The sequence below is a fragment of the Sphingobacterium deserti genome, assembly GCF_000757725.1.
Classification (GTDB): Bacteria; Bacteroidota; Bacteroidia; order Sphingobacteriales; family Sphingobacteriaceae; genus Sphingobacterium; species Sphingobacterium deserti.
Genome location: NZ_JJMU01000021.1, coordinates 38,701 through 54,827, shown reverse-complemented (window position 1 = coordinate 54,827; position 16,127 = coordinate 38,701). Strand labels below are relative to the sequence as shown.

The following is a 16,127-nucleotide window of genomic DNA, read 5'->3' as shown; positions in this document are numbered from 1 at the left end:
ACGATATGGATAGAGGGAGAAGAAATTTTATACGGCACAGTGCAATGATAGGCGCTGGCTTATTGCTCGCGAACGACCTATGGGCGATGCCTGCAGCGAAGCATCGCTATAAGATTGCCGTTATTGATTTGATGATCTTGAAACGCCAGAAACTAAGCGCTTTTGAACTTTCGAAAGAAATCGGAGCCGATGGTCTTGAAGTCGATATGGGCGGTCTCGGCAATCGAGATACCTTCGAAAGTAAGCTCGCCGATCCAGCGACTCGCGAAGAGTATTTGGCAAAATCCAAAGAAACAGGCGTGGAAATTTGCTCGTTGGCTATGACAGGCTTTTATGCACAGTCTTTTGCTACACGGCCCACATACAAACAAATGGTGGGCGACTGCTTAACCACTTGCCAGCAAATGGGTGTTAAAGTCGCTTTTCTTCCTTTGGGTATTCAGGGAGATTTACGTCAACATCCAGAGCTACGTCCAGCAATTGTTGAGCGGTTGAAAGTAGTAGGGGAAATGGCAAAGAAAGCAGGTGTCGTCATCGGTATAGAAACAGCTTTGGATGCGAAAGGGGAGGTGGAGCTATTGAAAGAGATAGGATCCAAGAATATCCAGATCTATTTCAATTTTTCCAATCCATTGAAAGAAGGACGTGACCTAATTAGCGAACTGAAAATTTTGGGTAAGAAACGCATCTGCCAAATCCATTGTACAGATGAAGACGGGGTTTGGTTGGAAAATAACACCCGTTTAAATATGCCACAAGTAAGGTCGGCACTAGATAAGATGGGCTGGAAAGGTTGGTTAGTGATTGAACGTTCGCGAGATGCCAGCTTATCACCACGCATGGTTAAGGAAAATTTTGGTGCGAACACGCGCTACATGAAGCAAATATTTCAATGAGAAACGTCCGAGGCATAGGTATATTGTTGCTCTTTGGGCTGTTGTTTGGTTGTAAATCCATTCCATTGGAAAAGCAGTTGGAACGCGCATTGCTAAAAGCGGATCAGGTTGGCGCCGATCATCTTCCTGCAGATGTTGAGCCGGTAGAGTCGCCTTTTTTCGAGGCAACCTTTACTCGACCTACGTTCCCGCAGCGACAAGATACCGTACGCGCCGGTGAGCGAGATATACAGCGCCGTATAGATCAACTAGCCGCCGCAGGTGGCGGAACTGTTGTTCTCGACAGCGGGCATTATCTTTCGGGGCGAATCGAATTAAAGAGCAACATCAACTTGCATTTGGTAGAAGGTGCTGTTCTCGAATTTAAGGCAGATATGGCAGATTTTCTTCCGGTGGTGTTTACGCGCAATGAAGGCGTCGAACTCTATAGTCTCGGCGCATGTATATATGCAAATGGCGCAAAAAATATCGCGCTAACGGGAAAAGGGAAATTAGTTGGGCCTGGAAAAGGGAGTGTGCGCGAAAGGACAATGACGCACGATGTTATCGAAAACATCGTGGATAGCAATACACCGGTTGCCGATAGAGTATACGATGGCAAAACGGCCGATTATATATTTCCACCGGCACTAATTGCACCGATCAATTGCCAACAGGTTTGGATTGAAGGGTTAAGTTTGGAGCGCTCAGCATTCTGGAATGTCGTTCCTACCTATTGTGAAAATGTGGTTATTCGCGGGCTTCGTATTCATTCGGTGGGCATACAGCGTGGTGATGGAATTGATATAGAATCCTCAAAAAACGTATTGGTTGAATACTGTACGTTGAATACCGGCGATGATTGTATCGCCATAAAAGCGGGTCGCGGCTATGATGGCTTGCGCGTCAATCGTCCTTCGGAGAATATCGTCGTGCGGTACTGCCTATCTGCCCAGGGGCATGGCGGGTTTACTATTGGTAGCGAGACGGCCGGGATGGTGCGTCAGGTATACGTACACGACTGTGTGTTTACAGGAACGGATGTAGGCATTCGTTTCAAAACAAGAAGACCACGCGGTGGCGGCGGCGAGAAAATTCGTTTTGAAAATATCCGGATGGATGTGGTACACTCCGCGCTACGTTGGGACATGCTTGGGCAGGCACTGCACGTGGGCAATCAGGCAAGTCGTGATTATAAGGTCGAAAAAAACGCACTTACGCCACGTTTCTCTCAAATCAACTTGAAGAATATATACATCGGGACATCCAGCGATTGCATAAAAGTAGAAGGAATTCCCGAGTCCGTTCTGGAACAGGTGACTTTTGATCGGGTATATGGCCGCGGTAAGAATTATCTTTCTTTGAAAGATGCGAAAGATATACAGATCAAAAACAGTACGTTTGTTTGTGATGTGATCGCTGTAGACAGCGTGAATGTATCCGGCTTGGAACAAGAGAATGTGGTATTAACCCAAAAGAAGCAGCTTTAATTGTACGAATATGAAGGTGGTGATAGATAGAATCCTGCGCAAAAAAAATATTATTGTCTTAATGACACTATTTAATGTAGTGCTTCTTTCGGGACAGATTTCGCCAGTATATGCAAAGCTGGGTATACAACAGCTATTAATTTCCGGCCGAGAGAATCCGTTGGGCGTCAACACACTTTCGCCAAGTTTCAGTTGGCAATTAACTAGCGATGCGCACAATGTGTTGCAAAAAGCGTATAAGATAGAAGTAAGCACAGATCGTCACTTTTCCGGGGGGAGAAATCTGCTATGGAATACCGATTGGGTTTCCAAAGCGCAGTCGCTACACATCGTGTATGCGGGAGCTGCATTGACCGCGGGACGTACCTATTATGTGCGCTTGCATGTGCAGGATAATCAAGGAAATACCGCGGTTAGTGCCGTTCAGTCTTTCCACATAGGCTTACTAAAGCCTGAAGACTGGGGCGGGGCAAAATGGATAGCGAAGGACATACTACCCGATTCGCTGATCAATCCATTGCCGCTGAGTTCCAGTAAGCTGCGTATAGATAAAAGCTACGATTTGCCTGTATTCAGAAAAACAGTTCAGGTCGCACGAAAATTGAAATCATCTATCGCTTATGTTTCCGGCTTGGGACATTATGAGCTGCTTTTGAATGGCAAAACCGTAGACGATGCCGTTCTGCAACCAGGCTGGACAAAGTACGATAAAGAAGCATACTACGTTGTTTATGACTTAACCAACGCATGGAAAAAGGGCAAAAACAGCTTGGCAATATTATTAGGTAACGGATTTTATTACATTCCTCCTATTAAAGGTCGCTTTCAAAAGCATAAAGTAGCCTTCGGTTTACCGAAGCTTAAAATGAAAGTAGTTAATACGTACGAAGACGGCAAGCAGGAGATTATTGTGAGCGATGAAAGTTGGAAAGTAGCACGCTCGCCCATCACCTTCTCCAGTATGTATGGTGGTGAAGATTACGACGCTTCCGTGTTACCCGCATCGTGGACTATGCCACATTATGATGATCGTCAATGGAGCAACGCACTGCTTGTTGATGGACCAGCCCTTACAGCGCAAGAAATAGAGCCGGTTCGTGTCATGCAGGAATTTCCCGGGAAAAATATGCAAAAGGATGCAAACGGACGAAGTGATGTATACGACTTCGGGCAGAATGCATCCGGCATCGTTTCCCTAAAAATGAAAGGAAAGCCGGGCGATACGGTACGGGTTTATCCTGCCGAACTACTTAACGAGGCGGGGCTTCCCAACCAAAAGCATTCCGGTAGCCCATACTATTTCCAATATATTTTCGGTAAAGAAAGCGAAGTGGAGTGGCGGCCACGTTTCACCTACTACGGTTTTCGCTATGCGCAGGTGCAGCGGCGGCCAGCTCGCAACGGAAATATTGAGATTCTCGACATAAAGGCGCAGCATATCCGTAACGGAGCACGGCAGATCGGTGCGTTTCACAGTTCGGATAGCTTATTCAACCAAATTCACGGGCTCATCGATTGGGCTATCAAAAGCAATATGGTAAGCGTCTTTACCGACTGCCCACATCGTGAAAAACTGGGATGGTTAGAGCAGCTCCACCTCATGGGGCCATCGGTCCATTACAACTATGACGTTGCTCGCTTATTTAAGAAGTCATTGCGCGACATGCGCTTTTCACAAACGGCAGATGGCTTAGTTCCCGAAATTGCGCCGGAATATGTGCAGTTTGATTGGGGAGGTGATATGTTTCGCGACTCACCAGAATGGGGATCAAGCGCGATACTCTTAGCTTGGTATGCCTACCAGTGGTACGGTGATATTACGTTTCTCACGGAGAACTATCCCATGATGCAGAAATATGCGGATTACCTACAGGCAAAGGCTAAAGATAATATCCTATATCAAGGGCTCAGCGACTGGTACGATCTGGGGCCAGAACGGCCCGGCGTGTCGCAATTGACGCCGAAAGGTCTTACCGCAACAGCGATCTACTACGACGATTTAAAGGTCTTGGTAAAAATAGCAGCATTGCTGGGCGATGAGGAAGGAAAGGCACGGTATGATTCGTTAAAAACCGAAGTGTATAGCGCATTCCAAAAGACGTTTTACAAAGCAGAGGCGGCAAGCTACGGTTCCGGAAGTCAAACGTCGTTAGCCATGCCGCTCTATATGGGCTTAGTTGACAGCAGCAATCGGGATGTGGTGTTTAAAAATCTCGTTGCGGACATCGTGACGCAAGATACATCGTTCACAGCTGGCGACATCGGCCATCGTTATCTCTTGCAGGTACTCCAACAGGAAAATAGGGATGACCTGATTTTCGCGATGCACCATGATGATACACGGCCTGGCTACGGCTATCAGATTCGCAAAGGCGCTACCGCACTCACCGAATCCTGGGCGGCACTCCCCAATGTATCCAATAACCACTTTATGCTAGGCCATCTTATGGAATGGTTTCATGCCGGTTTGAGCGGTTTAGGACAAGAAAAAAACTCTATTGCCTACAAGCATTTGCGTATAGCACCACGGCTGGTTGATACCCTCAGCCAGTGTAATTTGGCCTTTGAAAGCCCATATGGAAAGGTGCTATTTCAGCGCGAGGATAAAAATTATACGTTGGAAATTCCAGTAAATAGTCTGTGCACCATTGCGCTGCCTACTAATACGGAATTTGTGGTAAATAACAGGGCACTTAACACGTTTAAGACAGTACGTACGGCCGATGCAGTAGAGCTGGAATTGGGTTCTGGCATTTGGGAAATTGTACCAGTAAAAAAATAAGACGCCTATTGGCAACAGGCCTAAAAGACAATAATAAAAATGAAAAACACGATCGTACTACTATGCTTGCTGTTTGTCGTTCGACTATCGAACGGACAAACTGCTGGCGTTTCAGAAGCAGAGATGCAAACGCTCTATCAGGAAGTAAAAACGCCTTATAAATATGGTTTGGTTTTGACGCCAAATAAGCTTACGGACTTGATGGATTGCCCAAGTATCTATAGAAGCGGCAAGAAATGGTATATGACTTATATTGTTTTTGACGGTGTGGGGTATGAAACCTGGCTTGCGGAAAGTACGGATCTGCTTTCTTGGAAAACATTGGGCAAGCAAATGTCTAAAAAGGATGATGGAAAATGGGATGCCAAGCAGCGCGCCGGCTACAATGCCCTGATTGATACCAAATGGGGCGGAAGTTATAAGCTACACAGCTTTCAAGGAAAATATTGGATGTCCTACTTCGGCGGATCTACAGCGGGTTATGAACCTGAACCCCTTTCTATAGGTATCGCATTTACCACGAAAAAACCAGTAGAGCCCATGGAATGGCAACGATTGGACAAACCTGTTTTGGGTGATACCGATCCGGATGTGCGTTGGTGGGAAAACCGCCATAAATTATTTAAAAGTTATGTGATTGAAGATCCACAACGCCACACTGGAAACCGCTTTATTATGTATTACAATGCTGTTGGCGATTCCCTGGAAAACAACAAACCCACCCGTTGGTACGAACGTATAGGGATGGCTGTTTCCGATGATATGACAACATGGAAGCGCTATGGCAAAGATCCGGTAGTGCATCATCCTGTGGGAATCACTGGCGACCCGATGATCCAAAAAATCAATAATACTTGGGTTATGTTTTACTTTGGCGCTTTCTGGAAAGATAGAAACGGGGGCTTCAACCGTTTTGCAGCATCAAAAGACCTGATTCACTGGACAGATTGGCAAGGAGACAATTTGATTGAATCATCCGAAGATTTTGACCAGCAATATGCGCATAAGTCTTTTGTGCTTAAGCATAAAGGCATAGTCTACCACTACTATTGTGCGGTAGACAAAGATGGCAATCGCGGAATAGCGGTGGCCACATCGAAGGATTTGGGCAAGAGCAGCTTACATTTCAAGAAAAAATAGTTTGTAGATAAATAGATAATGGATATGACTCGGATTTTATATGTTTTTCTTTCCTTACTCGCAGCGACAGCAACATTTGGACAATCCCAAAGAGCGCTAAAATTTAACGACGATTGGCACTTTTCCCTAGCGGATGACTTGCAGTTTCGCCAAGAAAATTACAACGACCGTCAATGGGAGAGGGTAACGCTGCCGCACGATTGGAGTATCTTATCAGACTTCGGTGCTGAGTTTCCTGCGGGCAATGCTGGCGGTGCACTGCCGGGCGGCATCGGTTGGTATAGAAAAATCTTTCAGGTGGCGGCAAAAGATAAGGGCCAACATATAAGCATTCACTTCGGCGGCGCTTATCGTTACACCGAAATATGGATTAATGGGAAATACTTGGGCAAGCACAGCAATGGTTACCTATCCTTTTCGCATGATTTATCACCTTATCTGCGTTATGGGAATACGCCAAACGTCATTGCCGTTCGCGTAGACAATAGCCAGCAACCAAATTCGCGTTGGTACACAGGTTCCGGTATCTACCGGGATGTACACCTGAAATATCAACAGCACACACATATCCTACCGGAAGAAACCTTTATTACTACACCGGAGGTATCCACGGATAAGGGCACCTTACGTGTACAATCGCAGATCCACAATCCAGAAAAAAGAAATTTGCAGGTCGCGCTGCACCTATTGGATCAAAACGGAAGACGCGTGGCTTCCAGTACGGCAGCAGTAAAATCCAATAAAATCGATCAAACCCTATCTTTAGACAAGCCGCAGCTATGGGACGTGGAATCGCCAAATCTCTACACCATACAATTGCTGTTGCAAGATGCGGAGGGAAAAGAGTTAAATTCCCTTACACAACGTGTAGGCTTTCGTAGCATAGCCTTTGATGTAAAGAAAGGGTTCTTTTTAAACGGGCAACCATTCAAAATACTGGGCGTCTGTCTGCATCACGACCTTGGTGCGCTTGGTGCAGCCTTTAATAAATCAGCCGCTAAGCGTCAGTTAGTGATGATGAAAGAAATGGGGGTCAATGCTATCCGCACGGCGCATAACCCGCCTGCAAAAGAAGTGCTTGATCTCTGTGATGAGATGGGGCTTTTGGTGTATGACGAGGCTTATGATATGTGGCAGAAACGGAAAAACAAGTTTGACTACCACCAAGATTTTAAAGAGCATCACGTGGCCGACTTGCAGGCGCTTATCAAACGCGACCGCAACCACCCGTCCGTTATTATGTGGAGCATAGGCAATGAAATTCGTGAACAGTTTGATAGCACGGGCACCGTGCTCACCAAAGAGATGACAGCCGTGGTCAAGGCGCTTGACAGCACGCGTCCAGTAACCGCTGCGCTAACCGAAACGAATTACGTAAAAAACTTTATAGCGCAGGCACAGGCATTAGACGTTTTGGGCTTTAATTACAAATATGCCGACTACGATAAATTGCCTAAGGAATTTAAAAACGTGCCGCTTATTGCGTCTGAAACAACATCTGGTCTGCAGACTAGAGGGGTGTATGACGCCCTGCACGATACCATTCAATTTTGGCCGGCATCCAGCAAGGATAAATTTGTGACCAATGGGAATCCAGACTTCACCGTATCAGCCTATGATAATGTTGCTGCCTATTGGGGCACATCCCACGAACGGGCTTGGTTGGAAGTGAAGAAACGTGATTTCCTCGCAGGTATTTTTGTGTGGACAGGTTTCGATTATTTGGGAGAACCAGTACCCTATCCGTATCCTGCGCGTAGTTCCTACTATGGGATTGTAGATTTGGCAGGTTTTCCAAAAGACGTGTACTACATGTATCAAGCCGAATGGACCGATAAAGATGTACTGCACATCCTTCCGCATTGGAATTGGAAAAAGGGCGACATGGTCGATGTGTGGGCCTACTACAACAATGCAGATGAGGCAGAGCTGTTTCTAAATGGTAAGAGTTTAGGCAAGTCGTCTAAAAACGCTGATCGCTTGCACGCCGCTTGGAAAGTTCCTTTTGAGGCTGGTGAAATCAAAGTCGTGAAATATCACAAAGGAAAGGCCGTTCAGGAGCAAGTAAAACGTACAGCAGGTGTTGCAAAAAAGATAAAGGCACGTGTAACGCATGATGATTTTAAAACAGATGACGATCGGGATCTTTACTTCGTCGAGGTGCAACTGCTAGACGACAAGGGCGAAGCGGTAGCACACGAAGATATAGAAATCTCTTTCGAAGGGAGTGTAGGCGTGGAAGTGCTGGGTACAGATAACGGATTTCAGGCAGACCTGCGCGGACTAAACAATCCAAAACGGAAAACATTCAAAGGTAAAGCGCTTGCTATTGTTCGCATGGGGGATGCGGCAACGACAAAAGCAGTGCGTATCAAATCCAGCCTGGGCGAAATCTCCGTCCCGTTGGAGACAACGAAATAAACCAAAAAAGCTAACGAGTATAAATCTTAATGTATGATGCAAAGAAAAGTTAAACAGAGGTCCTTCGGCCTGCCTCAGCTAACCAGGCGCCACGCCGGCAGATGGGGGGCTTGGGTGTTGCTGCTTGGGTTACAGCCTTTTGCTCTAGCTGCAACGGCAGGTAACGAGGCACCAGGCCTGGCAAGTATTTACCAACAGGAAGTGACGGGCAAAGTGACGGACGAAAGTGGACAGCCTGTTGCCGGGGTAACGGTTGCCGTTGTGGATGCGGTGCTATCTGCGGCCACAGACGAGGAAGGGGCCTTTACTTTGCGCTTAAACAATGCGCAAAGTCAGCTCTTGTTTTCGGCCGTGGGTTACAAGGAACAAACCGTAGATGTGCGGGCAGGGCAAGCCTTAGAAATTGTCTTGCAACGAGATGACCAAGCGCTGGATGAGGTCGTGGTCATCGGATTTGGAACCGTGAAAAAAAGAGATTTAACTGGCTCCGTCACTTCCGTAAAACCCGAAGATATCGTGCGATCTCCCGCTTCAAATGCCTTGGAGTCCATTCAAGGGCAAGTTCCCGGATTGGACATCACCCGCTCTTCAGGAAGTGCAACATCAGGCGTTAACCTCAACATTCGTGGAAAGCGATCTTTATCGACAGCAGCAGGAGCTAACAGCCCCTTGGTCATTATCGACGGCATGCAGGGTGGTAATATCAGCGATATACATCCGCAGGATATTGCCTCGATGGAAGTATTAAAAGATGCTTCATCCACGGCTATTTATGGCTCACAAGGAGCGAACGGAGTAATCATTGTCACCACGAAAAGAGGCCGGGAAGGCCGACCTGTCGTTAACTATAATGCTTATGTAGGCGCTAACGGCTGGGCACAATATCCCGACATGCGAACGGGAGATGATTACATTGCCCTGCGTAGAGAAGCCGCCAAAACCGCGGGTCAATGGAACAGCCCTGCCGATGATCAAACATTATTTACAGTAGGCGAATGGGCTGCGTTACAGCAAAACCAATGGGTCAACTGGAAAGATGAGGTATTCCATACAGGTATCGTACAAAATCACCAACTATCGATCAGCGGAGGTAATACTAATACAAAAGGATTGCTTTCCGGCGGCTACTACCGCGAATTGGGATCTTTCAAAAATGATGCGTTGGATAAGTTCAATTTGCGCCTTAACGTAGATCAAAACCTTGGTTCTATCGTAAAAGTAGGTACATCTTCGCAGATTACGCACTACGATGGAAACGAACGTGCAGATAATGTGCTGTGGCGGGCCGCAACCAATGTGCCGCTAGGCGTTCCTTATGATGAGCAGGGCGCTGTCGTCCTTTGGCCGCTTGGTCGAGAAGGAAAAGTAAGTCCGCTGGCGGATGAAGCCAGTGAATTTACAGCACAACACCGCACGGCAAACACCAATATCATTACCAACGGTTTTTTCGAAATAAAGCCTTTCGCCGGCTTATCATTTCGCTCTAATTTAGGTGTAAACCTGCAGTATCATAAAAATAACGACTTCGAAAGTGAAAGCTCGATTGATCGTGCAGGCGAATTTCCAAATTCCATCGCCAGTATAGACAGCGAGAACAGAAGTTTTATCAACTGGGATAATATTATCAATTACAACGCCGATTTCGGCAAACATAGTCTGGGTTTAACCGCCTTGACATCTTGGACGCAGTCGAAATTGAACACCTCGTATATGGAAGGGACCGGGCAATTGGTTCCTCAGCAGCTGTGGCACAATATTGGCGCAAACGATAAAGATTCTTACGTCATTCGGTCTGGGTATATACAGAGCCAAACCCTTTCCTATGCCCTTCGCGCTAATTATTCTTACCAAGGACGCTACTTGCTTACCGTTTCGAACCGTTGGGATGGCGCATCACGCCTGTCCAAAGAGAATAAGTGGGCATCGTTCCCATCTTTGGCTGCCGGTTGGCGCATAAGCGACGAAAACTGGTTCAACTGGAAACCGGTAAATGAGTTAAAAATACGGGCCAGTTATGGGCAGACAGGAAACTCCGGGATCAATGAATATGGAACACAATCTGGCGTAACCGGCTATACAAATGCGGCGTTCCAAGATCAAGGTTTTGTGTACTATGTGTACAACACGTTGATCGGCAATGAAGATCTTGGCTGGGAGCGGTCAGCATCGTGGAACCTCGGCTTGGATGCGCAGTTTTTCGATAGCCGGATTAACCTGACGGCGGATTTCTATGACACCAAAACCACCGATATTCTCCTCCCGCGTACCCTGCCCACATCCATGGGTTCGGGAAACAACACACCATTCCAAATCTATCAGAATATAGGGAGCAGCAATAACCGCGGTCTAGAGATTATCTTGAATACCAAAAACCTGACCGGCGCATTCCAGTGGAGCACAGACTTCACTTTCGGGACAAACCGGGAGAAAATCGTCGACCTTATCGACGGACGCGATATCATAGGAGCCACCACCCGTGAAACAGAAAGCTTGCTGATCGGGCGCCCGTTGGAATCGTTTTACACCTTTAAGCGTCTAGGTATCTGGCAAGCAAGCGAAGCAGAAGAAGCCGCGCGCTATTTTAGAGATGCCGAAAAAACACAGCCATTCAAACCCGGCGATATCAAGTTGGCCGATTTAAATGGAGATTTCGTGATTGACGATGTTAACGACGTGACGTACATTGGCACCACATCACCCCGCTGGACCTTAGGCTTTAATAACACATTCTCCTACAAAAACTTCGATCTAAACGCGTATGCAATCGCGCGATGGGGACAAATGATGGACTACGAGTTGACAGGAGCCTTTGATCCACAAGGCCGCGGAAACCAACCTGCTTACCTGAACTATTGGACGCCGGAAAACCCAAGCAATGATTTTCCACAGCCTAGTATGACGAATTTTTATAATTATCTGGGATACCAAACATACAGCTACGTGGACGGATCGTATATCAAACTTAAGACCGTAACATTAGGCTACCGTTTGCCAAAGGCCACCTTGGAAAAGTTTAAGATGAATAACGTACGCTTTTATTTTAGCGGAAACAACCTGTTCTCTTGGGCCAAGAGTGATCTCGTGCAAAACTATGATGCGGAACGTGGTGGCTCGGCCAAAAGCCCGCTTTTGCGTCAATTTGTATTTGGTGTTAACTTAGATTTTTAGTCATGAAAAGAATGTTAAGATATGTAATGGGAATGGGCCTGGTTTGTACATTAAACGCTTGTAGTTTGGATGAATACAATCCCGGCGGAACCACATCTGATGTGGTCTTTTCTAACGAAGCCGGAATTAATGCACTGGTCAATTCCGCTTATGTGTATTACGGTGCGCAATTTTATGGTCGCGAAGATATTTTGATGTTGACCGAGGGCGGAACAGACCTTTGGATTAATATCGCAAACTCCGGATATGGCCGGCAGATGACCAAGTATGATGGTCTTAATTCTACAGTCGGTCAGATCCGTAATACTTGGAATCGATTATACGAAATTGTAAACTATTGCAATGCAGGTTTGGAACGGATTGCAGAGATTCCGTTCAGCAATGAAGAAGAGAAAAAATCAAGATTGGGCGAAATGTCCTTCTTACGGGCTTATGCCTACTGGCATTTGGTGGAGCAATATGGTGCTGTAGATCTGCGAACCGAAGAAACCAAAACAGCCGTATTGACTGCTCAACGGTCTCCAGAATTGGCTTTCTATGATTTAATGCTCAGCGATCTAGAGGTAGCTATTGCCAATCTACCTGTGGCGCCTATTCCCGCGGCGGATATCGGCCGGGCAACCCTCAAAGCGGCTTACGGATTGAAGGCCCGTGTAGCACTGACGCGTGTTGCCTACGAAGAATCGCAATCGGAAAAAGACAGGTATTACGGTGTGGCAGCCGAAGCCGCACAATATGTAATTGACAATCAGGCCGCTTTACAAACGTCGCTCTATGGAACACCAGAAGAGGTATTCCGACCAGCAAATAACAAAAATAACCGCGAAGCGCTGTTCACCATTACGCACTCTACCGTAAACTCGCTAAATCCACAGCCCAATAACCCCAATAGATTACATATCTGGTTCAAGGCTAAATATTCAGCCAAGGCTGGAATGGTTCGCGACCTGGAATATGGCGCAGATCGTAATTCCAATTCAGGAGGAATGTGTTTTATGCCAACCCGTCACCTATTGGAATTGTATAACGAAGATATTGATCGCCGCTATGAAGACTGGTTTCGCGAGAAGTATTATTTGAATGTCAATCAATATAATTGGACGGCCGATGACTTGGCTGCTTTCGAAAAGCCTAGCGGTTTAGTAGGATCATCCCTAGCGCGTGGCGACCTGGCACTTTGGTTTACCAAAAAGAAGGTGACGACTGAAAAGCGCAATCTTCCTTATGCGTTGGTAGATATTGATGATACGTATACCGGTGCACGTGTGAGCAGCAATGCGCGCTTTAACGTTCATTTCCCGGCACTGAAGAAATACGACGATCCGAATTTGCCCGAGGCCGGTTCACAGGTAGGTTCAAAAGACGTCATCGTGATGCGTTTAGCAGAGATGTACCTCATCGCTGCCGAGGCCGAAGCGTTGCGGGCGGGAGGTGATAAAGCGAAAGCGACGGAACTCATTAATGTGTTGCGTAGGCGCGCAGCACAACCGGGACGGGAAGCCGATATGTTGATCGCGCAGGACAACCTTAACCTTGATTTTATTTTAGAGGAAAGAGGTCGCGAGCTCTGTGGGGAACATATCCGCTGGTTTGATCTGAAACGTACGGGTAAGCTGTACAACTATGTGCAGCAGTATAACCCAGACATCACGTTCGTACAACCACACCACGTCAGAAGGCCTATACCACAACAATTTTTAGATGCAATAACAAATCCAGCAGAATTTGGTCAGAATGAAGGATATTAAAACAAGGCTCTTCGTAGCCATATTTACCCTGCTATTTGCTTTTTCTAAAGCAGTAACAGCAGGTGATATTTATGTCGCTGCGCGTAGCCAGACTAAGGGTGACGGCAGTAAAGAAAAACCGTTCAGTAATTTGGAAGCCGCGCTCCGCGAGGCGCGAGAATGGCGTCGTTTAAACGATCCACGCGTAGTGGACGGTATTACGATCTGGGTGAACGATGGCCTGTATAGACCATCGCAAACCATCCTTATCCGGCCGGAAGACAGCGGTAGACCAGAGAGTCCTACGCGCGTCAAAGCTGTAGGCGATGGCGCTATTTTCTCGGGAGGTCTTACCATCGGCGGTTGGAAACCCGCAGGTAAAGTAAACGGTTTGCCGAGCCGCGTTAGCAACAAATTGTTTGTTGCCGATGCGCCGCGTGCTGCCGGGAAGCATTTTGCCTTTCGGCAATTGTGGGTTAATAACAAAAAGGCTGTCCGCGCAGAAAGCCACGATGACCAGCATCTGCCCCGCATCCTGAATTGGGATTTTGATAAGGGCACAGCCACGATTCCAAATGTATTTCCGGGCTTTAAGCTGGAAGCCGGGATGGAGTTCTTTATTCACCAATGGTGGGCTATTGCACAGTTGCGCATTCAGGATGCAACCGTCTCGCGGGATAGTATTGTCCTTAGCTTCCATGAACCCGAGCGCCAGCTGCAGAATGAGCACCCTTGGCCAAAACCTTGGCTCTCCAAAGAACATGGTAATTCTGCTTTTCGGTTAGTGAACGCGCTTCAGTTTCTTGATCAGCCAGGAGAATGGTTTCTCGACGAGGACACCCATAAAGTATACTACTATCCACGTGAAGGGGAAGATATGAAAGCGGCAACAGTGACGGCGCCGTATCTAGAGACTATCCTTCAACTGCAAGGCACAATGGAAAATCCAGTATCCAACGTGCAAATAGAAGGGTTGAAATTTAAACACAGCACTTGGCTACGCCCACACACCCATGGCCATGTAGCTCTACAAGCAGGTATGTACTTCGTGGATGCCTACAAGCTGCAAAAACCCGGCACAACGGATAAAGCGGGGCTCGAGAACCAAGCCTGGGTGGGGCGCCCCGGCGCGGCCGTTCAGCTAAAGAACACAAAACATACCAGCATCCTGAATTGTAACTTCGCCCATTTAGCCGCCACAGGACTAGACTATCAGGAAGCGAATTTCCAAGACACTTTACAGGGCAACGTATTTCAAGATATCGCCGGATCGGGACTGCTGTTAGGGACATTCTCCGATCAAGAGATGGAAGCGCACCTTCCCTATTTTGCCAGCGACGAGCGTCGAATGACGGATGGCACCTACATTGCAAACAATTTGATACAGCAGGTAGGTAACGAAGATTGGGGAACCGTTGGTATTGGCGCCGGCTTTGTGCGCAACGTACATATCGTCCACAACGAACTGCTGGATTTGCCTTATACGGGCATAAGCCTAGGCTGGGGTTGGACGCCGACTGTGAACAGCATGAAGAATAATCGCGTACAGCATAACAAAATCACACGATATGGGCAATACATGTATGATGTTGCCGGAATATACACGCTTTCCGCGCAGCCGGGAACGAAGATCCAGTACAATGTCATCGATAGTATCTATGTATCGCCTTACGCCCATATTCCCGATCATTGGTTTTATTTGTATACCGATGAGGGATCAGCATACATGACGGTTTCTGACAACTGGTTTCCTTCAAACAAGATCTTACAGAATGCCAATGGACCTAGTGTCGAATGGAAAAATAATGGGCCGGGCGTAGCAGCGCAACTCATTGCAAAAGCAGGTTTCGAAGAGGAGTATCAGCATTTGGCAAGAGTAAAGGCACCCTTAAGCGATTCGGCAATGTTCAACGCTTATGTGCCATTTACCAAGCCGGTGTTTTTCCAGATCTATGATCCGCAACAGCGCGTGAAGCCTGCGGATGTGGAAGCCTTTTTTACGCGACAGGGTGCTGATGTGTCTCAGCTGTTTCGTTGGAAAGACTATACAATATTGCAAACGACGGATGAGCTCGGAAAAAAACTGGCCGGCGCTTGGCTTGCCAACTATCCGGAGGTGGCCTACAAAGTTTTCAATAACCTGTTTTACAGTTTCGATAGAACGCGTTGTGCAGAAACATCAGTGAATACAGAAACCGACTACGTATTGTTAACCGCAGAGCTAGTGGATGATAAAGCAAAGCAGGAAGCATATTTACAAGCTCACGAACAGCAATATGAAAAATGGCCGGAAGTAGCCAAAGGCTTTTGTCAGGCCGGATTTGAAGAAGTATTGTTGTACCGCAACGATAGGCAGCTCATGCTGTATATTTCCTTCCCGAAAGGACAGCGCTTTGAGGATATCGATCCCTTGACGCTGAAAGACAACCCGCGCGTTAATGAATGGAATAAGCTGATGGGCAGCTATCAGCAAGGTATCGAAGGTACAGCTGCAAATGAAACTTGGATTTTTTATAAGAAATAA

The 16,127-nt window shown here is 47.0% G+C and carries 8 protein-coding genes; all 8 read left to right on the top strand.

The features are described 5' to 3' along the window. Positions 1–5 precede the first annotated feature (5 nt). Positions 6–896 carry a sugar phosphate isomerase/epimerase family protein gene (locus tag DI53_RS05860; RefSeq protein WP_037496579.1) on the top strand — a complete coding sequence of 297 codons (891 nt, stop codon included), beginning with the start codon at positions 6–8 and terminating at the stop codon, positions 894–896. Further along, positions 893–2,365: a glycoside hydrolase family 28 protein gene (locus DI53_RS05855; RefSeq protein ID WP_052072119.1), complete on the top strand. Its 1,473-nt coding sequence runs from the start codon at positions 893–895 to the stop codon at positions 2,363–2,365. The genes DI53_RS05860 and DI53_RS05855 overlap by 4 nt, the downstream gene beginning before the upstream one ends. A 61-nt stretch (positions 2,366–2,426) precedes the next feature. Then, positions 2,427–5,147: a family 78 glycoside hydrolase catalytic domain gene (locus tag DI53_RS05850; RefSeq protein ID WP_037496812.1), complete on the top strand. Its 2,721-nt coding sequence runs from the start codon at positions 2,427–2,429 to the stop codon at positions 5,145–5,147. Between the two features lie 39 nt (positions 5,148–5,186). Next, positions 5,187–6,287, top strand: a complete 1,101-nt coding sequence (locus tag DI53_RS05845; protein WP_037496578.1) for a glycoside hydrolase family protein — start codon at positions 5,187–5,189, stop codon at positions 6,285–6,287. A gap of 24 nt (positions 6,288–6,311) precedes the next feature. Then, positions 6,312–8,708, top strand: coding sequence for a glycoside hydrolase family 2 TIM barrel-domain containing protein (locus DI53_RS05840; RefSeq protein ID WP_081939401.1), 2,397 nt, complete (start codon positions 6,312–6,314; stop codon positions 8,706–8,708). A 33-nt stretch (positions 8,709–8,741) separates the two neighbouring features. Continuing rightward, positions 8,742–11,876, top strand: coding sequence for a SusC/RagA family TonB-linked outer membrane protein (locus DI53_RS05835; RefSeq protein ID WP_117624851.1), 3,135 nt, complete (start codon positions 8,742–8,744; stop codon positions 11,874–11,876). 2 nt (positions 11,877–11,878) lie between these two features. Next, positions 11,879–13,624 (top strand): RagB/SusD family nutrient uptake outer membrane protein, encoded by a 1,746-nt coding sequence (locus DI53_RS05830; RefSeq protein ID WP_037496577.1) that lies wholly within the window; start codon positions 11,879–11,881, stop codon positions 13,622–13,624. Further along, positions 13,611–16,127, top strand: a complete 2,517-nt coding sequence (locus DI53_RS05825; RefSeq protein WP_037496576.1) for an L-rhamnose mutarotase — start codon at positions 13,611–13,613, stop codon at positions 16,125–16,127. Before DI53_RS05830 ends, DI53_RS05825 begins: the two co-directional genes overlap by 14 nt.

Excerpts from the sequence above, each read along its gene's own strand:
- DI53_RS05835 (WP_117624851.1), top strand. The coding sequence starts at position 8,742 with ATGATGCAAAGAAAAGTTAAACAGAGGTCCTTCGGCCTGCCTCAGCTA.
- DI53_RS05830 (WP_037496577.1), top strand. The coding sequence starts at position 11,879 with ATGAAAAGAATGTTAAGATATGTAATGGGAATGGGCCTGGTTTGTACA.
- DI53_RS05845 (WP_037496578.1), top strand. The coding sequence starts at position 5,187 with ATGAAAAACACGATCGTACTACTATGCTTGCTGTTTGTCGTTCGACTA.
- DI53_RS05825 (WP_037496576.1), top strand. The coding sequence starts at position 13,611 with ATGAAGGATATTAAAACAAGGCTCTTCGTAGCCATATTTACCCTGCTA.
- DI53_RS05855 (WP_052072119.1), top strand. The coding sequence starts at position 893 with ATGAGAAACGTCCGAGGCATAGGTATATTGTTGCTCTTTGGGCTGTTG.
- DI53_RS05850 (WP_037496812.1), top strand. The coding sequence starts at position 2,427 with ATGACACTATTTAATGTAGTGCTTCTTTCGGGACAGATTTCGCCAGTA.
- DI53_RS05860 (WP_037496579.1), top strand. The coding sequence starts at position 6 with ATGGATAGAGGGAGAAGAAATTTTATACGGCACAGTGCAATGATAGGC.
- DI53_RS05840 (WP_081939401.1), top strand. The coding sequence starts at position 6,312 with ATGACTCGGATTTTATATGTTTTTCTTTCCTTACTCGCAGCGACAGCA.